Source organism: Escherichia albertii, assembly GCF_028622335.1.
GTDB lineage: Bacteria > Pseudomonadota > Gammaproteobacteria > Enterobacterales > Enterobacteriaceae > Escherichia > Escherichia albertii.
This window is the reverse complement of record NZ_CP117568.1, coordinates 3,175,030-3,197,308: the sequence shown is the minus strand read 5'-3', so window position 1 is coordinate 3,197,308 and position 22,279 is coordinate 3,175,030. Positions and strand designations below refer to the sequence as shown.

The 22,279-nt window shown below is 49.4% G+C and carries 24 protein-coding genes; 13 read left to right on the top strand and 11 right to left on the bottom strand.

Annotated elements, in window-relative coordinates:
• The first annotated feature begins 55 nt into the window (after positions 1-55).
• The 7 genes from cytR (at position 56) to PS053_RS15585 (ending at position 6,647) form a co-directional block, all read left to right on the top strand.
• On the top strand, positions 56-1,081 hold the full coding sequence (gene cytR / locus PS053_RS15615; protein ID WP_000644912.1) for a DNA-binding transcriptional regulator CytR: 1,026 nt from the start codon (positions 56-58) through the stop codon (positions 1,079-1,081).
• Between the two features lie 91 nt (positions 1,082-1,172).
• Positions 1,173-2,135 carry a cell division protein FtsN gene (ftsN, locus tag PS053_RS15610; RefSeq protein ID WP_000068854.1) on the top strand — a complete coding sequence of 321 codons (963 nt, stop codon included), beginning with the start codon at positions 1,173-1,175 and terminating at the stop codon, positions 2,133-2,135.
• A gap of 92 nt (positions 2,136-2,227) precedes the next feature.
• Positions 2,228-2,758, top strand: coding sequence for an ATP-dependent protease subunit HslV (hslV, locus tag PS053_RS15605; protein WP_000208242.1), 531 nt, complete (start codon positions 2,228-2,230; stop codon positions 2,756-2,758).
• Positions 2,759-2,767: 9 nt separating this feature from the next.
• The gene (hslU, locus tag PS053_RS15600; RefSeq protein ID WP_001293346.1) at positions 2,768-4,099 is read left to right on the top strand and encodes an HslU--HslV peptidase ATPase subunit; all 1,332 of its coding nucleotides are present in this window, start codon (positions 2,768-2,770) and stop codon (positions 4,097-4,099) included.
• A 66-nt stretch (positions 4,100-4,165) separates the two neighbouring features.
• Positions 4,166-5,092, top strand: a complete 927-nt coding sequence (menA, locus tag PS053_RS15595; RefSeq protein ID WP_010342312.1) for a 1,4-dihydroxy-2-naphthoate polyprenyltransferase — start codon at positions 4,166-4,168, stop codon at positions 5,090-5,092.
• Positions 5,093-5,184: 92 nt separating this feature from the next.
• Positions 5,185-5,670: a ribonuclease E activity regulator RraA gene (gene rraA, locus PS053_RS15590; RefSeq protein ID WP_000872905.1), complete on the top strand. Its 486-nt coding sequence runs from the start codon at positions 5,185-5,187 to the stop codon at positions 5,668-5,670.
• A gap of 350 nt (positions 5,671-6,020) precedes the next feature.
• A complete protein-coding gene (locus PS053_RS15585; RefSeq protein ID WP_137654355.1) occupies positions 6,021-6,647 on the top strand; it encodes a hypothetical protein in 627 nt (208 codons plus the stop codon).
• Between the two features lie 38 nt (positions 6,648-6,685).
• On the opposite strand, the gene zapB is transcribed toward PS053_RS15585, so the two are convergent.
• Entirely contained in the window at positions 6,686-6,931 is a 246-nt protein-coding gene (gene zapB, locus PS053_RS15580; protein ID WP_001296623.1) for a septal ring assembly protein ZapB, read from the bottom strand.
• Positions 6,932-7,355: 424 nt separating this feature from the next.
• Here zapB and glpF point away from each other — a divergent pair, with 424 nt between their 5' ends.
• From glpF to fpr, 4 genes are all read left to right on the top strand, one after another.
• Positions 7,356-8,201 carry a glycerol uptake facilitator protein GlpF gene (glpF, locus tag PS053_RS15575; RefSeq protein WP_000084280.1) on the top strand — a complete coding sequence of 282 codons (846 nt, stop codon included), beginning with the start codon at positions 7,356-7,358 and terminating at the stop codon, positions 8,199-8,201.
• Positions 8,202-8,223: 22 nt separating this feature from the next.
• Positions 8,224-9,732, top strand: coding sequence for a glycerol kinase GlpK (glpK, locus tag PS053_RS15570; RefSeq protein ID WP_000136774.1), 1,509 nt, complete (start codon positions 8,224-8,226; stop codon positions 9,730-9,732).
• 197 nt (positions 9,733-9,929) lie between these two features.
• Entirely contained in the window at positions 9,930-10,940 is a 1,011-nt protein-coding gene (gene glpX / locus PS053_RS15565) for a class II fructose-bisphosphatase (protein ID WP_001250632.1), read from the top strand.
• Between the two features lie 96 nt (positions 10,941-11,036).
• On the top strand, positions 11,037-11,783 hold the full coding sequence (gene fpr / locus PS053_RS15560) for a ferredoxin--NADP(+) reductase (protein ID WP_000796308.1): 747 nt from the start codon (positions 11,037-11,039) through the stop codon (positions 11,781-11,783).
• A gap of 4 nt (positions 11,784-11,787) precedes the next feature.
• Here the strand turns inward: fpr and uspD are convergent, their stop codons facing one another.
• The 3 genes from uspD to PS053_RS15545 all read right to left on the bottom strand — a co-directional run bounded on the left by uspD (position 11,788) and on the right by PS053_RS15545 (position 13,177).
• Positions 11,788-12,216: a universal stress protein UspD gene (gene uspD, locus PS053_RS15555; protein WP_000323550.1), complete on the bottom strand. Its 429-nt coding sequence runs from the start codon at positions 12,214-12,216 to the stop codon at positions 11,788-11,790.
• An 11-nt stretch (positions 12,217-12,227) separates the two neighbouring features.
• Positions 12,228-12,527: a DUF406 domain-containing protein gene (locus PS053_RS15550; RefSeq protein ID WP_000655995.1), complete on the bottom strand. Its 300-nt coding sequence runs from the start codon at positions 12,525-12,527 to the stop codon at positions 12,228-12,230.
• A gap of 209 nt (positions 12,528-12,736) precedes the next feature.
• The gene (locus tag PS053_RS15545) at positions 12,737-13,177 is read right to left on the bottom strand and encodes a DUF805 domain-containing protein (protein WP_000155267.1); all 441 of its coding nucleotides are present in this window, start codon (positions 13,175-13,177) and stop codon (positions 12,737-12,739) included.
• Between the two features lie 100 nt (positions 13,178-13,277).
• Between PS053_RS15545 and PS053_RS15540 the strand changes: the two genes are divergently transcribed.
• Positions 13,278-13,877 (top strand): YiiQ family protein, encoded by a 600-nt coding sequence (locus tag PS053_RS15540; RefSeq protein ID WP_000834911.1) that lies wholly within the window; start codon positions 13,278-13,280, stop codon positions 13,875-13,877.
• Positions 13,878-13,984: 107 nt separating this feature from the next.
• Positions 13,985-14,752, top strand: a complete 768-nt coding sequence (gene tpiA, locus PS053_RS15535; protein WP_001216325.1) for a triose-phosphate isomerase — start codon at positions 13,985-13,987, stop codon at positions 14,750-14,752.
• 33 nt (positions 14,753-14,785) lie between these two features.
• Here tpiA and PS053_RS15530 read toward each other — a convergent pair whose 3' ends face one another.
• The 7 genes from PS053_RS15530 to PS053_RS15500 all read right to left on the bottom strand — a co-directional run bounded on the left by PS053_RS15530 (position 14,786) and on the right by PS053_RS15500 (position 22,170).
• Entirely contained in the window at positions 14,786-15,379 is a 594-nt protein-coding gene (locus PS053_RS15530; RefSeq protein WP_001026700.1) for a beta/alpha barrel domain-containing protein, read from the bottom strand.
• Complete coding sequence (locus PS053_RS15525; protein WP_024165365.1) at positions 15,376-16,878, bottom strand: sugar ABC transporter ATP-binding protein; 1,503 nt, start codon at positions 16,876-16,878, stop codon at positions 15,376-15,378. The genes PS053_RS15530 and PS053_RS15525 overlap by 4 nt, the downstream gene beginning before the upstream one ends.
• Positions 16,879-16,908: 30 nt before the next feature.
• Positions 16,909-17,892, bottom strand: a complete 984-nt coding sequence (locus tag PS053_RS15520; RefSeq protein WP_001175923.1) for a substrate-binding domain-containing protein — start codon at positions 17,890-17,892, stop codon at positions 16,909-16,911.
• Between the two features lie 32 nt (positions 17,893-17,924).
• Positions 17,925-18,935, bottom strand: a complete 1,011-nt coding sequence (locus PS053_RS15515; protein WP_000077983.1) for an ABC transporter permease — start codon at positions 18,933-18,935, stop codon at positions 17,925-17,927.
• A complete protein-coding gene (xylB, locus tag PS053_RS15510; RefSeq protein ID WP_000090274.1) occupies positions 18,922-20,385 on the bottom strand; it encodes a xylulokinase in 1,464 nt (487 codons plus the stop codon). The genes PS053_RS15515 and xylB overlap by 14 nt, the downstream gene beginning before the upstream one ends.
• 5 nt (positions 20,386-20,390) lie before the next feature.
• Positions 20,391-21,032: an SIS domain-containing protein gene (locus tag PS053_RS15505; protein ID WP_000065503.1), complete on the bottom strand. Its 642-nt coding sequence runs from the start codon at positions 21,030-21,032 to the stop codon at positions 20,391-20,393.
• A gap of 199 nt (positions 21,033-21,231) precedes the next feature.
• Complete coding sequence (locus PS053_RS15500; RefSeq protein WP_000027396.1) at positions 21,232-22,170, bottom strand: sugar-binding transcriptional regulator; 939 nt, start codon at positions 22,168-22,170, stop codon at positions 21,232-21,234.
• Between the last annotated feature and the right edge of the window lie 109 nt (positions 22,171-22,279).

Sequence of the window (22,279 nt, the reverse complement as noted above, 5' to 3'; positions counted from 1 at the left end):
CGATGTGAAAGCAACATGGAAGTACTGCGCCTGATGTGCCAGGCGAGGAGTGAGAGTGAAAGCGAAGAAGCAGGAAACTGCAGCGACGATGAAAGATGTTGCTCTGAAGGCAAAAGTCTCAACGGCCACCGTCTCCCGAGCGTTAATGAACCCCGACAAAGTCTCTCAGGCCACCCGTAGTCGGGTAGAAAAAGCGGCCCGGGAAGTGGGTTATTTTCCGCAGCCAATGGGGCGCAACATCAAACGTAATGAATCCCGAACCATTCTGGTGATTGTCCCGGATATCTGCGATCCCTTCTTTAGCGAAATTATTCGCGGTATCGAAGTCACAGCGGCAAGCCACGGATATCTGGTGCTGATTGGCGACTGCGCCCATCAGAATCAGCAGGAAAAAACCTTTATCGATTTGATCATCACCAAGCAAATTGATGGCATGTTGCTGCTGGGTTCAAGGCTACCGTTTGATGCCAGCATTGAGGAACAACGTAATCTGCCGCCGATGGTGATGGCGAACGAATTCGCACCGGAGCTGGAACTGCCTACGGTTCATATCGACAATCTGACCGCTGCTTTTAATGCAGTAAATTATCTGTATGAACAGGGACATAAACGGATTGGTTGTATTGCTGGTCCCGAAGAAATGCCGCTGTGTCATTACCGCCTGCAAGGCTACGTTCAGGCGCTGCGGCGTTGCGGCATTATGGTTGACCCGCATTATATTGCCCGGGGTGACTTCTCCTTCGAAGCCGGAAGCAAAGCTATGCAGCAATTACTCGACCTTCCACAACCGCCTACCGCAGTCTTCTGCCATAGCGATGTAATGGCACTCGGCGCACTTTCGCAGGCCAAGCGTCAGGGGCTGAAAGTCCCCGAAGACCTTTCTATAATTGGTTTCGATAACATAGACCTGACGCAATTTAGCGATCCTCCGCTAACAACCATCGCGCAACCACGTTATGAAATTGGTCGGGAGGCTATGCTGTTATTGCTTGATCAAATGCAAGGACAAATAGTCGGCAGTGGATCACGTTTAATGGACTGCGAACTTATTATCCGGGGATCAACACGCGCGTTAACTTAAAGTAAACCTTTAAGGCCTACGCGACTGGTCAAAGGCCCGCCGCTTAAGTAACATGGCGGGCTGACGAACGAATAAATACAGCGAAACGATAGTGGCACAACGAGATTATGTACGCCGCAGCCAACAGGCACCTTCGCGGCGAAAAAAGAGCACCTCACGGAAAAAGCAACGAAACATGCCTGCGGTTTCTCCCGCAATGGTCGCTATTGCTGCCGCCGTCCTTGTGACCTTTATCGGTGGTCTGTACTTCATTACGCATCACAAGAAAGAAGAGTCCGAGACGCTGCAAAGCCAGAAAGTGACCGGAAACGGGTTACCGCCGAAGCCGGAAGAGCGCTGGCGCTACATTAAAGAGCTGGAAAGTCGCCAGCCTGGTGTACGCGCGCCAACAGAACCTTCTGCGGGCGGAGAAGTAAAAAACCCGGAACAACTGACCCCGGAACAACGCCAGCTTCTTGAGCAAATGCAGGCAGATATGCGTCAGCAGCCGACTCAGTTGGTTGAGGTCCCGTGGAACGAACAAACGCCGGCACAGCGTCAGCAAACGCTGCAACGCCAGCGTCAGGCGCAGCAGTTTGCGGAACAACAACGTCTGGCCCAACAGCCGCGTACGACAGAGCAAAGCTGGCAGCAGCAGACGCGTACATCGCAAACCGCGCAGGTACAGTCGCAACCGCGTCAATCTAAACCGGCTTCCACTCAGCAGCCGTATCAGGATCTGCTGCAAACGCCTGCGCACACCACCGCCTCGCAGCCGAAACAACAGCAAGCTGCGCCTGTTGCCCGCGCCGCGGACGCACCAAAACCAACGGCAGAGAAAAAAGACGAACGCCGCTGGATGGTACAGTGCGGTTCGTTCAGAGGCGCAGAACAGGCAGAGACGGTACGTGCTCAGCTAGCGTTTGAAGGCTTTGATTCAAAAATTACCACCAACAATGGCTGGAATCGTGTGGTCATTGGCCCGGTGAAAGGCAAAGAGAACGCAGATAGCACCCTCAACCGTTTGAAGATGGCGGGTCATACAAACTGCATTCGGCTCGCCGCCGGGGGTTGAAACCCTCAAAATCTCCCCCATCTATACTCTCATTATGCCCCGCACTATTGTGCGGGGTTTGGATTCTGTATTCCTAACCAAGGGGTCTGCTCGTGACAACTATAGTAAGCGTACGCCGTAATGGCCACGTGGTAATCGCCGGTGATGGTCAGGCCACACTGGGTAACACCGTAATGAAAGGCAACGTAAAAAAAGTTCGCCGCCTGTATAACGATAAAGTGATCGCAGGCTTTGCCGGCGGCACGGCGGATGCCTTCACGTTGTTCGAACTGTTTGAACGTAAGCTGGAAATGCATCAGGGCCATCTGGTCAAAGCCGCCGTTGAGCTGGCGAAAGACTGGCGCACCGATCGCATGTTACGCAAACTTGAAGCATTACTGGCGGTCGCGGACGAAACCGCTTCGCTCATCATCACCGGTAACGGTGACGTAGTGCAGCCAGAAAACGATCTTATTGCTATCGGCTCCGGCGGTCCTTACGCCCAGGCTGCGGCGCGTGCGCTGTTAGAAAACACAGAACTTAGCGCTCGTGAAATTGCTGAAAAGGCGTTGGATATTGCAGGCGATATTTGCATCTATACCAACCATTTCCACACCATCGAAGAATTAAGCTACAAAGCGTAAGGATCTCCCATGTCTGAAATGACCCCACGCGAAATCGTCAGCGAACTGGATAAGCACATCATCGGCCAGGACAACGCCAAGCGTTCTGTGGCGATTGCACTGCGTAACCGCTGGCGCCGCATGCAGCTCAACGAAGAGTTGCGCCATGAAGTCACCCCAAAAAATATCCTGATGATCGGCCCGACCGGCGTCGGTAAAACCGAAATCGCCCGTCGTCTGGCGAAACTGGCTAATGCGCCATTCATCAAAGTCGAAGCAACCAAATTCACCGAAGTAGGCTATGTCGGTAAGGAAGTGGATTCTATTATCCGCGATCTGACTGACGCCGCAGTGAAAATGGTGCGTGTACAAGCCATCGAGAAAAACCGCTATCGCGCTGAAGAGCTGGCAGAAGAACGTATTCTCGACGTGCTGATCCCGCCAGCTAAAAACAACTGGGGACAGACCGAACAGCAGCAGGAACCTTCCGCTGCCCGTCAGGCATTCCGCAAAAAACTGCGCGAAGGCCAGCTCGATGACAAAGAAATCGAAATCGATCTTGCCGCCGCACCGATGGGCGTTGAAATTATGGCGCCTCCGGGAATGGAAGAGATGACCAGCCAGTTACAGTCCATGTTCCAGAACCTGGGCGGTCAGAAGCAAAAAGCGCGTAAGCTAAAAATCAAAGACGCCATGAAGCTGCTGATTGAAGAAGAAGCAGCGAAACTGGTGAACCCGGAAGAGCTGAAACAAGATGCTATCGACGCTGTTGAGCAGCACGGGATCGTGTTTATCGACGAAATCGACAAAATCTGTAAGCGCGGCGAATCCTCCGGCCCGGATGTTTCCCGTGAAGGCGTTCAGCGCGACCTGCTACCGCTGGTAGAAGGTTGTACCGTTTCCACCAAACACGGGATGGTCAAAACCGACCACATTCTGTTTATCGCTTCTGGCGCATTCCAGATTGCGAAGCCGTCTGACCTGATCCCGGAACTGCAAGGTCGTCTGCCGATCCGCGTTGAATTGCAGGCACTGACCACCAGCGACTTCGAACGTATTCTGACCGAGCCGAATGCGTCCATCACCGTGCAGTACAAAGCGCTGATGGCGACCGAAGGCGTGAACATCGAGTTCACTGAGTCGGGTATTAAGCGCATTGCCGAAGCCGCATGGCAGGTGAACGAATCCACCGAAAACATCGGTGCACGTCGTTTACATACCGTTCTGGAGCGTTTGATGGAAGAGATTTCCTACGACGCCAGTGATTTAAGCGGTCAAACCATCACTATTGACGCAGATTATGTGAGCAAACATCTGGATGCGTTGGTGGCAGATGAAGATCTGAGCCGTTTTATCCTATAATCGCGTTCAATCATTTTCATCATTGTTTGATGGGGCTGAAAGGCCCCATTTTTATTGGCGCGTAATATGACTGAACAACAAATTAGCCGAACTCAGGCGTGGCTGGAAAGTTTACGACCTAAAACCCTCCCTCTCGCCTTTGCTGCAATTATCGTCGGGACGACACTGGCATGGTGGCAAGGTCACTTCGATCCGCTGGTCGCTCTTCTAGCGTTAATCACCGCAGGATTGCTGCAAATTCTCTCTAACCTCGCCAATGATTACGGCGATGCCGTTAAAGGCAGCGACAAACCTGACCGTATTGGGCCGTTACGCGGCATGCAAAAAGGCGTCATTACTCAACAGCAAATGAAACGTGCGCTCATTATCACCGTGGCGCTGATCTGCCTCTCAGGGCTGGCGCTGGTGGTGGTGGCATGTCACACGTTAACCGATTTTGTCGGCTTCCTGATTCTGGGTGGACTGTCGATCATCGCCGCAATCACCTATACCGTAGGCAATCGTCCTTACGGATACATAGGTTTAGGTGATATTTCCGTACTGGTATTTTTTGGTTGGCTAAGTGTAATGGGTAGCTGGTACTTACAAGCCCATACTCTGATTCCGGCGCTTTTCCTTCCGGCAACGGCTTGTGGTCTGCTGGCCACGGCAGTACTGAACATTAACAACCTGCGCGACATCAATAGTGACCGTGAAAACGGCAAAAACACGCTGGCAGTACGCTTAGGTGAAATTAACGCCCGACGTTACCATGCCTGCCTGTTGATGGGCTCTCTGGTTTGTCTGGCGCTGTTTAATCTCTTTTCTCTGCATAGCCTGTGGGGTTGGCTGTTCCTGCTGGCGGCGCCGTTGCTGGTGAAACAAACTCGCTATGTGATGCGTGAAATGAATCCGGTGGCAATGCGCCCAATGCTGGAACGCACTGTCAAAGGCGCGTTACTGACTAACTTGCTGTTTGTTTTGGGAATATTCTTAAGCCAGTGGGTAGCATAACTGACAAATATCAATTAACAATTGATGATTTTGCCAACAACCCACATAGCGCGATATACTGAAAATTCTCGCAGCAACTGAATGTTAAGCCTATGAAATACGATACTTCCGAGCTTTGTGACATCTATCAGGAAGATGTCAACGTCGTGGAACCGCTGTTCTCCAACTTTGGCGGACGGGCGTCGTTTGGCGGACAAATCATCACGGTAAAATGTTTCGAGGACAACGGGTTGCTGTACGATCTGCTCGAACAGAATGGCCGTGGTCATGTCCTCGTCGTCGATGGCGGTGGTTCTGTTCGTCGCGCACTGGTCGATGCTGAGCTGGCACGTCTGGCAGTACAAAATGAATGGGAAGGAATGGTCATCTACGGCGCGGTACGTCAGGTTGATGATCTGGAAGAGCTGGACATCGGCATCCAGGCGATGGCCGCAATTCCGGTCGGCGCCGCAGGTGAAGGCGTTGGCGAAAGCGATGTCCGCGTCAACTTTGGCGGCGTCACTTTCTTCTCCGGCGACCATCTCTATGCCGACAATACCGGAATTATTCTTTCCGAAGATCCGCTGGATATTGAATAACTCTCTGCCATGCGTTAAAAGGGGGAATTAAATTCCCCCTTTTTTATATACTAAATACTTATAACAACTATTATGTTCCTTTGTTCGATTCATTTTAAACATCAATGCTTCACATCTAACAATATAAATTAATTATCGACACCCAATCCCCAAAAAACAATATAACATCGGAAATTAAGTTATATGGTAAATTAACTATTCCGGGAATATCGATATGAATTATCGGTAGTAGAGAGCACATTATATAATAAGGGATTGATATGAGATATGTTATCTTATTTATACTATGGATAATAACTGTTTTTCTTAGTCATCTTCAGCACAGTAACTTGCTTGCTGGAGATCCTGGCATGGTTGGCGAGTATATCGGTTCAGTATTTCTGGGGCCGTTATTACTCCCGGTGCTTGTATCTGGGATCCTGTGCGCATTCACTAAAAAAACGCGTAACTTCGCCAGTTTTACTCGCGGGTGCTGCTGGGTATTGGGAGTGCTGCTTTTATCCAATATCGGCAATATGTTTCGTATGTTCACCCCGTGGCAATATACATTTCAGAATGCTGCAATTTCCGTGACTGTCCCGAACAGACACTGGAATACGGTTTCCATTAGTACTGATAAAACCATTGATATAAGAAGTGAAGATAATAGCGTCTTTATCTCTGCTTTCCGCCTGCCCGCAGGGCGTAGCGCCGATGACTCGCTGGAAGAGTTAAAGAAGATGCAGCGAGACAATCTCAAGGATCAATACAATGAAGAAACCTTCCAGTTTCATGATTGTAATGCCAAACATTTCACCTGCAAATATCAGGATGTGCTAATAACTTTTGATGGTCAGCAGAAGAGAACTATCAGCGTTTATCTTGAAGATACCCCCAGGGCTGTGGGGCTCATTGCATTAATGGAGCCAGATACGGCAGAAAAATATCGCCAACAGGCGATGGAGATTATGTTGTCTGCTAAAAATGCAGTGAAGTGAAAAATAAGGCGCCTTGCGGCGCCTCAGTGTGAAAGAGATTAAACCTCTTCCATGCGACCCAGCAGAGCCTGCAGACGTTCCTGCCAGCCGTTTTGCTGTTCTTTCAGATGATTGTTCTCACGCTCCAGCTCCTCACGCTGATGCTGGGCATTCTGAACTTCTTGCGACAATGAGTTGTTTTTTTCTTTCAGCTCTTCGATTTCCATCTGCAACAGGGTGATGGTATCAATCGCCTGCTGTACTTTTGCTTCCAGTTTCTCAAACACTTCTAATGACATCGTCATACCTCTCCTGAATTGCAAGGCGTTGATGGATAAAAATCCTCGTCCCGATTATCGGTGACGCCTTAATAAATACGAGCGCACTTTAGTTAGCTCCGATTGTATGAAGCCGCGACATCGCTGTCCAGCGGCACGCCTTGCAGATTACGGTTTGCTACACTTTTCGTCCTTCTCCTGGTTACATACCCCACGCGAATTGCAAATGTTAATATATTTGTTACACAAATGATCTTACAAGCGTGCATCATGTACAAACATGGGAAATAGATGGCGCGATAACGCTCATTTTATGACGAAGCACACACATTTTAAGTTCGATATTTCTCGTTTTTGCTCGTTAACGATAAATTCACAGCGAACCTACAAGCATCGTGAAGGTCCGTGACTTTCACGCATACAACAAACATTAACTCTTCAGGATCCGATTATGAGTCAAACATCAACCTTGAAAGGCCAGTGCATTGCTGAATTCCTCGGTACCGGGTTGTTGATTTTTTTCGGTGTGGGTTGCGTAGCTGCACTTAAAGTCGCTGGGGCGACTTTTGGTCAGTGGGAAATCAGTGTCATTTGGGGACTGGGGGTGGCGATGGCAATCTATCTAACCGCAGGGGTTTCCGGCGCACATCTTAATCCAGCAGTCACCATCGCATTGTGGCTATTTGCCTGTTTCGACAAGCGCAAGGTTATCCCTTTTATCGTTTCACAATTTGCCGGTGCTTTCTGCGCCGCGGCATTAGTTTACGGGCTTTACTACAATTTATTCCTCGACTTCGAGCAGACTCATCACATTGTGCGCGGAAGCGTCGAAAGTGTTGATCTGGCAGGTACTTTCTCTACTTACCCTAATCCTCATATCAATTTTGTGCAGGCTTTCGCAGTTGAGATGGTGATTACCGCTATTCTGATGGGGCTGATCCTGGCGTTAACCGACGATGGCAACGGCGTACCGCGTGGGCCTCTGGCTCCGTTGTTGATTGGTTTGCTGATTGCAGTCATTGGCGCATCGATGGGCCCATTGACGGGCTTTGCCATGAACCCAGCACGTGACATCGGTCCGAAAGCCTTTGCCTGGCTTGCTGGATGGGGCAACGTCGCCTTTACCGGCGGCAGAGACATTCCTTACTTCCTGGTACCGCTTTTCGGCCCCATCGTTGGCGCAATTATAGGCGCATTTGCCTATCGCAAACTGATTGGACGCCATTTGCCGTGCGATACCTGTGTTGTGGAAGAGAAAGAGACCACTACACCTTCACAACAAAAAGCTTCGCTGTAATGTGACTACGGGACAAATAATCATGACTGAAAAAAAATATATCGTCGCGCTCGACCAGGGCACCACCAGTTCCCGCGCGGTCGTGATGGATCACGATGCCAATATCATTAGCGTGTCGCAACGCGAATTCGAGCAAATCTACCCGAAAGCAGGTTGGGTAGAACACGACCCAATGGAAATCTGGGCCACCCAAAGCTCCACGCTGGTTGAGGTGCTGGCGAAAGCAGACATCAGTTCCGATCAAATTGCGGCTATCGGTATTACCAACCAGCGTGAAACCACCATCGTCTGGGAAAAAGAAACCGGCAAGCCCATTTATAACGCCATTGTCTGGCAGTGTCGCCGTACTGCCGACATCTGCGAGCATCTAAAACGCGATGGCATGGAAGAGTACATTCGTAACAACACCGGCCTGGTCGTTGACCCGTACTTTTCCGGCACTAAAGTGAAGTGGATCCTCGACCATGTAGAGGGTTCCCGCGAGCGTGCGCGTCGTGGCGAACTGTTGTTTGGTACAGTTGATACCTGGCTTATCTGGAAAATGACCCAGGGTCGCGTTCACGTCACCGATTACACCAACGCGTCTCGTACCATGTTGTTCAACATCCATACTCTGGACTGGGACGACAAAATGCTTGATGCGCTGGATATCCCGCGCGAGATGCTGCCGGAAGTGCGTCGTTCTTCCGAAGTGTATGGTCAGACCAACATTGGCGGCAAAGGCGGCACACGTATTCCGATCGCCGGGATCGCAGGCGATCAGCAAGCGGCGCTGTTCGGTCAATTGTGCGTTAAAGAAGGGATGGCAAAAAATACCTACGGCACCGGCTGCTTTATGCTGATGAACACTGGCAAGAAGGCCGTAAAATCGGAAAACGGACTGCTGACGACCATCGCTTGCGGCCCAGGCGGAGAAGTAAATTATGCTCTGGAAGGCGCCGTATTTATGGCGGGCGCATCCATTCAGTGGCTGCGCGATGAAATGAAGCTGATCAATGACGCCTACGATTCCGAATACTTTGCCACTAAAGTGCAAAATACCAACGGCGTATATGTGGTTCCGGCCTTTACCGGGCTGGGCGCGCCATATTGGGATCCGTATGCGCGCGGGGCGATTTTCGGTTTAACTCGCGGGGTGAACTCTAACCACATTATTCGTGCAACGCTGGAATCTATCGCTTATCAGACACGTGACGTGCTGGAAGCGATGCAGGCTGACTCCGGCATTCGTCTGCACGCATTACGCGTAGATGGCGGCGCGGTGGCGAACAACTTCCTGATGCAGTTCCAGTCCGATATCCTCGGCGCTCGCGTAGAGCGCCCGGAAGTCCGCGAAGTGACTGCATTAGGTGCGGCATACCTCGCGGGTCTGGCTGTCGGCTTCTGGCAGAATCTCGACGAACTGCACGAGAAAGCGGTGATTGAGCGCGAGTTCCGTCCTGGCATCGAAACCACCGAACGTAATTACCGTTACGCTGGCTGGAAAAAAGCAGTTAAACGCGCGATGGCGTGGGAAGAACACGACGAGTAATGTCAGGCACCAGAGCTGATTGCCTGATGCAGATCGCCTGATGCGACGCTGACGCGTCTTACCTGGCCTACGAGGCGGATACATATCCGGCATCATGCAGGCGCTGAAACCGTGCGGGGGCAACCCCGCACACATCAATAATCCCTCCTTTCCCCTGTGCTACACTTCGCGCCATTCCTTACTGCTTAGAGTTTGCTATGAGACGAGAACTTGCCATCGAATTTTCCCGCGTCACCGAATCTGCGGCGCTGGCCGGCTACAAATGGTTAGGACGCGGCGATAAAAACACCGCTGACGGCGCGGCGGTTAACGCCATGCGTATTATGCTCAACCAGGTCAACATTGACGGTACTATCGTCATTGGCGAAGGTGAAATCGACGAAGCGCCAATGCTCTACATTGGTGAAAAGGTCGGGACAGGCCACGGCGATGCGGTAGATATTGCCGTTGATCCGATTGAAGGCACGCGCATGACGGCGATGGGCCAGGCAAATGCGCTGGCGGTGCTGGCTGTGGGGGATAAAGGCTGCTTCCTCAATGCGCCGGATATGTATATGGAAAAGCTGATCGTCGGGCCAGGAGCGAAAGGCGCCATTGACCTGAATCTGCCGCTGGCAGATAACCTGCGCAACGTTGCGACAGCGCTCGGCAAACCATTAAGCGAACTGACGGTAACGATTCTGGCGAAACCACGTCATGACGCGGTAATCGCCCAAATGCAACAACTTGGCGTGCGTGTGTTTGCTATTCCTGATGGTGACGTTGCCGCCTCAATTCTCACCTGTATGCCGGATAGTGAAGTAGATGTGCTGTACGGTATTGGCGGCGCGCCGGAAGGCGTAGTTTCCGCGGCAGTGATCCGCGCGTTAGATGGCGATATGAATGGTCGTCTGCTGGCGCGTCATGACGTCAAAGGCGACAACGAAGAGAATCGCCGTATTGGCGAGGGAGAGCTGGCGCGTTGTACAGCAATGGGTATCGAAGCCGGTAAAGTGCTGCGTCTGGGTGATATGGCGCGCAGCGATAACGTTATTTTCTCCGCAACCGGCATCACCAAGGGTGATCTGCTGGAAGGTATTAGCCGTAAAGGCAATATCGCCACCACTGAGACACTGCTGATTCGCGGTAAGTCACGCACCATTCGCCGCATTCAGTCGATTCACTATCTGGATCGCAAAGACCCGGAAATGCAGGTGCACATCCTCTGACCGATTTGATCGATTGAGCCTTCCAGTCCTTCGGGACTGGAATTTTTTTGTTCGGAGAACGAAGATAAGGTCAGTCAATCAAAACAGGAGAAAAACATGGCTGATTGGGTAACAGGCAAAGTTACTAAAGTGCAGAACTGGACCGACGCCCTGTTTAGTCTCACCGTTCACGCCCCCGTGCATCCGTTTACTGCCGGGCAATTCACCAAACTTGGCCTTGATATTGACGGCGAGCGTATTCAGCGCGCCTACTCCTATGTTAACTCGCCAGACAATCCCGATCTGGAGTTTTACCTGGTAACCGTTCCCGATGGCAAATTAAGTCCACGACTGGCGGCGCTAAAACCGGGTGACGAAGTACACGTTGTTAGCGAAGCGGCAGGATTCTTTGTACTGGATGAAGTGCCGAATAGTGAAACACTGTGGATGCTGGCGACGGGGACGGCGATTGGCCCCTATTTGTCTATTCTGCAACTGGGCAAAGATTTAGATCGCTTCAAAAATCTGGTACTGGTTCACGCTACGCGTTATGCCGCGGACTTAAGCTATCTGCCGCTAATGCGGGAACTGGAAAAACGTTATGAAGGGAAACTACGTATTCAAACGGTAGTCAGTCGGGAAACCGCAGAAGGGTCGCTTACCGGGCGGATACCGGCGTTGATTGAAAGCGGCGCACTGGAAAATGCCGTTGGCCTGCCGATGAACAAAGAGACCAGCCATGTAATGCTGTGCGGTAATCCACAGATGGTGCGGGACACCCAGCAACTGCTGAAAGAGACCCGGCAGATGACGAAGCATTTACGTCGTCGACCGGGTCACATGACAGCGGAGCATTATTGGTAAGCAGTTACTTGTCGATAAACGGCACGATTAGCAAATCTGCCGTCGACTTGTTGATAACGCCGCGATAAGCAGGCATCAGGCGATTGATAAATGAGTGGTGATGACCGCAAACAAGGAGGTCACACTGCTCTTTTTGCATGATATCCAGCAGTGTTTCCGGCATTTCCCCACGCTCAATACGCAGTTTCGTCTTCGGCCACTGAATATTCTTAGTCAGCTTATACAGTTTGTTATCAGACTTATCTTTCAACAGTTGAAGAATATCTTCTGTAGCAGGGAAATAGATGCCCGGATAAAACTCACTTAAGTCATCATCAATATGAATTAACGTCAGGTGAGCGTCATTATGTCTGGCGAGCTCCAGAGCTTTGTTCACCAGTAAGGCATCTTCTTCATTCCCGGAAATTGCCACGCCAATATGTTTATAAGCCATGTTTAACTCCATTAACCAAGTGAACGCAGGGATAGCTCAAAAATAATCATCTCGGCCTGACATGAGAAGGTGAAAGCCGCATCAAGCTCGACTTGCCCCTCCAGATCCTTAATCTTGTAGGCCACGCTGGCCCCTTCATCCGCAGAGGATGCAGTGGCGGCAAGCTCTTTCAGTTTCGTCATAAAGGATTCTGCTTCTTCGCGAGTGGCGAAAAAGCGCGACAGCTTGCTGGTACAGTTGTCGTTATCAATAACGGTACCGATATCAATCGCACATCCTTTAGTACTGCATTTATCTACGACATCTTTCATAGGGCACCTCTGTATATTCGCCTCTCTGTCGATTGCCACTTAAGAATAATGCGCCGTTAACAGAAGAACAAACAAGTAATGATCTTATGGATTACCATTTTTTTTGATATTGCTTAAGGTGAGGATATGAGAAGGATTTTCCGGGATCGTTATTTTCATAAAGGAATAACGATCCCGGGGGAAAATAGCAATAATAGATATATTAAAAGTTAATCACTTGATTTATTATCCGTTCTATACTTCACATCCTGAGTATCTTTACCGTATTTATTTGCCTCTTGTGACCCGACAAAAGCCCCAAGATCAATAAGCATCATCACCAGAATCAATGTTGGGATAAAACGCCCCACCGCCCATTGCCATACTCCCGGCAAAATTGCCCAGTTACCTGCCAGCAGCATCCATGCCACAATCATCAAAAGCGCCCAGGCGCCGGAACGCCCACGATCGTGCAGCCGTTTAACTGTCACCGCCGCTGTTGGCCATAACAGGCACACAAGGCAAAACGCTGCGGTCTGGATATCGAGTAAATTTTTACCTGCCAGTGAAAACAGCGCCAGCATGCCAACAAACCAGAGGCCGATCCAAATCCAGAAATCACGGCGTCCAATACGCCCTTTAAACGAGAATAACCATTGCTGTATGGTCATGTAAGTTCCTTGGTGGTTGTCTTCTCCAGGATTCTACCCTTTTGACAAGGGCGACAGATATCGTTTTAATCGAAGCCAGTCATAACAAAAGGTACTGTCGATGAAGTCAGGGTGTACGCTGTTTTTTCTCATATGTTCTGCATTAACCGTGACAACAACGGCGTATGCACAAACACAAAGTACGGCGACTACAGCGCCTTACTTGCTGGCTGGCGCCCCTACCTTCGATCTCTCTATCAGCCAGTTTCGAGAAAACTTTAACAGCCAGAACCCCAGCCTGCCACTGAACGAGTTTCGCGCTATCGACAGCAGCCCCGACAAAGCCAACCTGACTCGCGCCGCCAGTAAAATTAACGAGAACTTGTATGCCTCTACAGCGCTGGAGCGCGGCACTTTAAAAATCAAAAGCATTCAAATTACCTGGTTGCCAATCCAGGGGCCAGAGCAAAAAGCCGCCAGGGCGAAAGCCCAGGAATATATGGCCGCAGTCATTCGCACGCTCACGCCTTTGATGACTAAAGCGCAAAGCCAGAAGAAGTTACAGTCATTACTCACTGCGGGTAAAAACAAACGTTATTACACCGAGACAGAAGGCGCTCTGCGCTATGTTGTCGCGGACAACGGCGAAAAGGGGCTGACCTTCGCTGTTGAACCGATTAAGCTGGCGCTATCTGAAACGCTGGAAGGGTTGAATCAATGACAAAAAGCAAAGCCTTTATGTCGATGAATCTCTATACTGTTTCACAGACCTGCTGCCCTGCGGGGCGGCCATCTTCCTTTATTCGCTTATAAGCGTGGAGAATTAAAATGCGACATCCTTTAGTGATGGGTAACTGGAAACTGAACGGCAGCCGCCACATGGTTCACGAGCTGGTTTCTAACCTGCGTAAAGAGCTGGCAGGCGTTGCTGGCTGTGCGGTTGCAATCGCGCCACCGGAAATGTACATCGATATGGCGAAGCGTGAAGCTGAAGGCAGCCACATCATGCTGGGTGCTCAGAACGTAGATCTGAACCTGTCCGGCGCATTCACTGGTGAAACCTCTGCTGCTATGCTGAAAGACATCGGCGCACAGTACATCATCATTGGTCACTCTGAACGTCGTACTTACCACAAAGAGTCTGACGAACTGATCGCGAAAAAATTCGCTGTACTGAAAGAACAGGGTCTGACTCCGGTTCTGTGCATCGGTGAAACTGAAGCTGAAAATGAAGCAGGCAAAACTGAAGAAGTTTGCGCACGCCAGATCGATGCGGTACTGAAAACTCAGGGCGCTGCTGCATTCGAAGGTGCAGTAATCGCTTACGAACCCGTATGGGCAATCGGCACTGGCAAGTCTGCGACTCCAGCGCAGGCACAGGCTGTTCACAAATTTATCCGTGACCACATCGCTAAAGTTGACGCTAACATCGCTGAACAAGTGATCATTCAGTACGGCGGTTCTGTAAACGCGTCTAACGCTGCAGAACTGTTTGCTCAGCCGGACATCGACGGTGCGTTGGTTGGCGGTGCTTCTCTGAAAGCTGATGCTTTCGCAGTGATCGTCAAAGCTGCTGAAGCGGCTAAACAGGCTTAATGCTTTCCCCCTCTTCTTTTCTCAGGAGAGGGGTTATTTATCCTCTGGCATCAGTGAATTAAATAACGCACTGCCAATAACAACCTGATCGTGGGGTTGGTTTCTTAACAGATGAAATCGATTTTTCTGCATTCTACCGTCATAGACAACCGGTAAATCAGCAGGTATATCCTGGGCTTTGTGCAACATCTCCGGTATAAATTCACCACCGCCCGCAGGTGCACTCAATATCAATATACCGTCCGCTTCTGCAATTAATGGCTGCACATCCACCATTGACAGCGATGTACTTATCGCCAGATATCCCTTCGCACCCCGTTGCCGAATCGCACGTAATAATGAAACAGGGTCGCGGCAACTCTCTGGATGAACAGCAATATACCTCGCCCCCATTTGCGCGAAAGAAAGTGCCCATTCTTCTGGATTCGTCACCATTAAATGGACGTCGATCGGCAGGTCGAAATTTTCCTTTAATTGCTGAAATAAGGTGATATTTAAGCCATAAGCAGGAACGAAATGCCCATCCATAACATCAAAATGCAGGGATTCAATGTCAGGCAACAACGCCGTAATCTGACTGTTGATATACAGAGGATTGGCGGCATAAACACTGGCAGAAATATTCATTTCACCGCCTCCCCTTCACTCCAGGCCGCCTTACGCAATAGCGCAGGCGTTAACTGCTGTGCAGGGATCGCTACGCCATCACAGACTCCCTGACGGAATACAACGATATTATCGGCAACCTCAAGCAATTCCTCTTCTTCGCTGGAAACCATTAAGACACAGCAACCAGCTTCAGCCAGCTGATAAATTATTTTGTAAATGTCGGCTTTAGCACCAATATCAACACCTTTAGTCGGTTCATCAAGCAAGACCAGTTCCGCTTTTTGACCAATGACTCTGGCAAACAAAACCTTTTGTTGATTCCCACCCGACAATGATTTAATTGGTCCTGTCAGGGTTCCTCGCGTGTTCATCTGGCGCAAAATTTCAGAGGCGGATTCCTCCGCTTGCATGTGATTAACCAATCCTGAAGACCGAAAACGTTGCAATATAGGTAGCGTTGCATTCACAAAGCTGGACATATTTGGAATGAAACCATCCTTTTTGCGCTCTTCCGTTAAATAGGCAATGTTATTTTTAATTGCCCATCCAGGAGAAGATGGATGGTACTGTTGATTATTCATCAGGATCTCACCGCCAGTTTGCGGTTCAAGACCATACAGCGTCCGGCAAAATCGCGTCCGCCCCGCCCCCGCCAGACCATAAATACCGAGAATTTCTCCTTTCCTGGCAGTTAAATTAATCTCTTTCAAACGCGGCGTTGTCAGGTGATTAACCTGTAAAAATAAGGGTAGAGATAAAGCAGAAATATCTCGCTTCTCTTCAGATGCCTGATAAACGGCAGCATCTCCGACTATCGCATCAACGATAGCGTCTTTACTCAGCGTCTCTTTATCGGCATGGTAAATGACTTTGCCGCCGCACATCACCGTTGCTTTATCGCAAACACCCAGAACCTCATCCAGTTTGTGAGATACCAGCACCACGCCGATACTTTTTTCTCTTGCAATACGCTGTACTGCATTCAGCAACTCTTTTGCCTGATGTCCTTCCAGCGCAGTAGTGGGTTCATCGAGAAAGAGAAAACGAGCATCGCGGTCGAGATTCGCAATCACTTCAAGCATTTGTTTATCGGGATGCGATAAATCCTTAACTAAATCATTCGCATGAAAACTAAGACCATATTCCTCAATAATCTTTACGGTATGATCTCGCATGGTAATTTCATCAAGAAAACCATTTTTTCTTATTTCACGCCCAAGAAATAAATTTTGCCATACACTCATTCCGGGGATCAGTCGGAGTTCCTGATAAACACAGGCGATCCCTTTATTTAGCGCATCACGAGGTGACGAAAGACGAATAACGTTATTGCCCAACCGGAGTTCTCCCGAGTCATGAGGGTTAACTCCGGCCAGTATTTTGAGCAATGTTGATTTACCTGCACCATTATGACCAAATAGACCATGAATCTCTCCAGGCTTAACGCAAAAATCTACGCCGTGAAGTACCTGAACACCAGAGAATGCTATTTTAATTTGTCGAGCGGTATAATCCATTTTAGTTTCGCCTTTCGTCATCATTACTTATCAATACGCAGAATTGATAACTTCGCCAGCATTATCTTTATTGACCAGCAGTGGCGGGCTATTCAGCATCTCAGGTACTTTTTCACCAGAAAAATGTTTTTTCACACTCTCAACTAACAATTTTGCTAATTTTACGGGCTCCTGAATGGCACCAGCTTTTAGCACTTTGTTGTCGGTAATTTTCTTGACACCCTCTTTATCAACAAAGCTATATAACTGTACTGTACCGCTTTTACCGAGCTGCTCAATTGCTGCAGTAGCCCCCAGCGCAGCGGGTTCTGTATCGGAAAAAACGATGGTCATATCAGGATTCCCTTGCAACATTTCAGTCGTGACTTTCAGGGACGTCGTTTCTTCAACTTTGCCGTTAACTAATGCCACGACTTTTAAACCTGGATTGCTGGCTATCGCTTCTTTAAACCCATCGTCGCGTGCATTTGCGGAAATAGAGGTCGGTTCACCGACAATACCAATAACCGCTTTCGCGTCAGGACCTAAATCTTTAACTAACTGCTGACCGATATATTTCCCCCCTTCACGCTGATCGGTCTGAACACCTTGCACCATACTTACGCCTTGCTGCTTCATGCCATTGGTATCAGGCATAATGTTAATAGCAAATGCGGGAATATTGGCTTTATTCAGTTCACCAATAACCGATACGCAAGGCCCAGAGGAGACACAGTTTACGGCAACAGCATCAACTTTTTGTTGGATAAAACTTTGCACTTGTGAAAGTTGTTTTGCATCATCGTTATCGGCAATAGAAACTTTGACGTTAAAGCCTTGCGCTTTCCCGTTTTCCTCAAAGCTTTTTTTCATCGCCACATAATAAGGATTCGTCAAATTTGGCAATGTTACGCCTAATGTTTTTGTATCTGATCTGCCTGCTGTTTCCGCCGCCTCTTCTCTATTACAACCAGCTAACGCAGTAGCTATTAGCACTACTGATGTTGCCAGAATAAACTTTTTACCAAGTTGCATGACCGTCTCCTTTGGTAGGGTACATGATGTTCTTATAATCGGTTCGTTGAATTACGTTTTTTTAACCATGGAATAGTTAATTTCTTTGTACTTCTTAACGTGTCGAATGTCACACCAAACAAAATAATCAAACCGATAACCAATGGCTGCCAGTAGGCGCTGACATTCATTACATTCATCAGGTTTGAAATCGCGGCAATAAGCATGGCACCAATCATGGCCCCAATAATACTTCCCGTACCGCCGAATAAACTCACACCGCCAACAACTGCGCCAGCAATCGAGAAAAATAATTCGTCACCGCGCCCCGCTGTGGGATATCCGGTCATTAAGCGTGAACCGTAAATTAACCCACCGCATGCTGCACACAAACCGGAGATGGCATAAACCAGCAACGTTATGCGCGGAATACTAATTCCCGATAAACGCGCAGCGTCGACATTACCGCCAACAGCATAAATATGTGTGCCTGTGACCGTTCTGCGTAAAAATATCACCGCTATCACAATGGCTAATACCAAAGCAATGACCGGAAAAGGAATACCTAATGGTTTCGATTGACCAATCAGGCTATAACCTATTTGTGTTACCCGAATGGACTCTGCACCAGTAATAATCTGTGGAATCGAAGCAGCAACACCCATCATGGCAAAAGTTACGATAAAAGGTGGCACACCCGTTCTTTCAATGATTAACCCATTGATAAACCCAGTTAATGCACCAACTACCAGTACCACAGGAACTGCGATTTGCCAGGGTAGGCCGAACTTTTCCATTAGCAATGCCGCAACCACACAGGTCATCGCCACAATTGAACCGCAAGAAAGATCAATGCCGCCCGTCAGCAGAACAAAAGATTGCCCAAGACACAAAAATCCAATTACTGCGCCGTTCAGTAACAGCACCATCAGGTTTGATACTGTCAGGAAATTAGGAGAAGCGATAAATCCCCCCAACATAACCAGCATAAACACGACGGCAATCCCGGTTTCAACCGGAACTTTGATGGGTTTTTTCGCTGGATGAATATCAATTTGACTCATGGTTAATCTCCCGGAATACCTTTGCCCGCGCGGCATACTGCTGCATGACAAATCGACCATCGCTTCGCGGCTCGGCAACCTGACGAAGCGCCACGTCCCAGCGCGCAGCCATTTCAACATTGCCGCAACCATAAACAATCGCGGCTGCCTGAACTGCGGCGCCAGCGGCGGCAGTTTCATCAACCGCACTAACCCATACCGTTTCACCCGTTAAATCTGCGAGGATCTGTCGATAAGCGAGTGAACGACTTCCGCCGCCCGTTAACAGCAAACGCCCGCCACTTTGTGCATTAAACCCTGCGCCAAAAAGCGTCTCCCGCCCCATCAATAACCCACAGAGCACGCCTTCAATAACCGCTCTGGCAATATGCGCGTCAGTGGTTGTGGAACGAATACCCGACAGCTGCCCTTGTGCAGAAGGAAGGTTCGGCGTTCTTTCGCCATCAAGATAAGGGATTAACGTTACGCCTTCTGCGCCAGCTGGACTGGACAGCGCCAGTTGATCAAATTCATCGGTGGTGACGCGTAATATTCGACGAAAAGTATCCGTAACTTTGGCGGCATTCAGCGTAGTGACCATCGGCATAAACCGTTCGCCTGCATCGGCGTAACCATTTAAGGTCCCTGTCGGATCGACAATGCCTTGTAGTGAAATGCCATACAGTGTGCCGCTGGTACCGATTGAAATAGCAATGTCTCCAGGCTGAAGATTCATTCCCAGCGCCGCTGACATATTATCACCAGTACCGACACCGACCAGCGCGCCAGTCAGTTCCGCAAAACCAGCACTGGCTTGCACTGTCCCAGCCGTCTGGCTCGAAGGAATGATGCGGGGAAACAAAGGCAGCCAGTCAATTTTCGATGTAATCAATGCAGTAAGCTGCGGTTGCCAGGTATTATTGAAAGGATTGAAGTAACCAGTACCGGATGCCCCTCCACGCTCGGTGACAAAAGCGCCAGATAAACGCCAGACCAGGTAATCAAAAGGCAACATAATGCGACGAATTTTCGGCAGAATGTCGGGATGATGCTCCGCAGTCCAGGCCAGTTTAGAAATGGTTAATGCCGGCCCAGGCACTGACCCTGTCGCGCAAGCCCACTCCTGCCCGGACAACATGGCGCAAAGTGCTCTTGCCTGTGGGCCTGACTCAGTATCGTTCCACAATTTAGCCGGACGTAACGGTTGATCATGTTCATCCAGCATAACCAGACCGTGGCCTTGTCCGCCCACAGCCAGTGCAGCAATCCGCGGCCAATATGCTTTCAGCTCTTCCAGGGCAACACACAAGGCTTGCCACCATGACTCTGGCTCCTGCTCACTGCAGGGCGGCGTAGTCGGGGGATGCGGCGCGCGAGCTTGCGCAATCACCTCTCCAGAAGCCAGATCCCGTAGTAACACGGTGCAAGACTGGGTTGAAGAATCAATGCCAGCAACAATATCGCGCGCCATGTTACTTACCCCTGCTCGCTATTATGTAAACGTTTCAGGCTATCTTCGGCGTGCTTCCCAACGGCGCCCGCTGGATGCGTATAGAAAAATGACTCCCACTCATAGCCACGCATTCTGCGGGTAAGTTCAACCAACACATCGGTCAGCGCGGAGAACGACAGCGTACAACCGGTAGCAATTACTCCGCCCAGATCACAATCTTTTTCCAGGGGAATATTGAGGACATAATCTGCTTGCTGACTTAACGCGGAATCTGGATTCGCAGTGACAACAACCAGATGATTTGCCAACGTACGTCCACGCGCACAAAAATCATTTAGCTCAAGTGAGCTGCCACCTTTGGAAAACGCGAGGATGACATCGTGTTCGGTTAAGACGCCAAGGCCACCGTGTAAACCATCGCCAGGAGAGAGATGAAATGCTGGCGTTCCGCATACAGACAGCAAATGTGCAGTTCGCGCGGCAACCGCACCACACGTTCCACACCCCGTCACCAGGACCTTTCCCTGACAATTCGCCAGTAGATCCGCAACATCGCTAAGCACTTGTTGAGAAAAAAGGTCTTTGATCGCAGCGACCGCTCTTATTTCAGCGTCAGTGACCTGAGATGCGACCTCACTGATACTAAAATTATTTATATTGCTCATTTGTATTTATGCTCCGCTCATTTGTTTGTCTAAATTTACAACAACAAGCAACTTGAGCAATGAGAATCTGCTTTAGATCGATCATTGATCACAAAATTTCGCTAAAAACAGCCAGTAAAGCCTTAAAAAGCGCAATGAGAAGAGTTAACAAACGATAAGAGAAATGATGCATGCGCTCATTTGAGCGCACAGTGTGGAATTATAAAGAAAGGAGGTATCGGGCAGTACCTGCATCAGTAATGAGTGTTGTTACCCAGCGCCCTTTAAGCGCCGCTGCAATCGCGGCATGTTTTTCCTGTCCGCCAGCAATGGCAATGATCTCAGGAATTTTGCGTATCTGTTCCGGTTTTATAGAAAGACTTAACTGATCTAAAGGAGATGGAACAAGATTTCCTTCTTCATCAATCAATGCTGTACAGAGATCGGCGCATACCCCATTTTTTAATACCTGTTGCCGCCACGCTTCCGGAAATGTGTTGAACATACAAGATTCTGGTTGGGTCCATGAACCAATACCGGTAATGAGTACATCGAGGTGGTTATAACGTTCATGCACTGCGGCCACGCTCGGTTCGCGCAACAGATTTTGTGCCGTCTCCGGGCTATCAACCCACATCGGAATATAAATAGGATGCGCTTTTCCTTCTCCAACCTGAGCAATTCGGTGGACTAATTCAATCGAATTATGGGAAAACTCCATCCCGGGTAACGCGCCAGTCGCCTGTACAACATCCAAAAATGGCAGATGTTTTAATGCGTCAGCCATGGCGGAAAGCACGCGCCCGGAAGCAATGCCAACATTCATACCAGACGTCAACAACTCTTCAACAACGGAAGCACCGAGCGCCCCTAGTTGTGGGATCAATGTTCTGGCAGCAGCATTTGGGCCACTTAAAACAACTACTTGCCTGATGGCAAATTTTTTAGCCAGTCGTTGTGAAAGGTCACTATCAATTTCGTCTTGTTCAGCAATAACAAACTTGATCAAGCCACTTTCTATTGCTTCGTCGAGTATCCGCGCGACACGAAAGCGTGAAATCCCCAACTCATCGGCAATCTGGCTTTTCGTTTTGCGCTCAATGAAATAAGCTTTGACGACGGCAATAGCCTGTATTTTTTGTAGGGGCTGAATAGACATGCATAGTCTCCTGACCCGTTGAAATGGTAGGTATATGAGTAAATGTTACCATATCACCTGATGAGGTGCTCATCTCAAATGAGCACAGGTAAACATGCCTTTCAGCTCC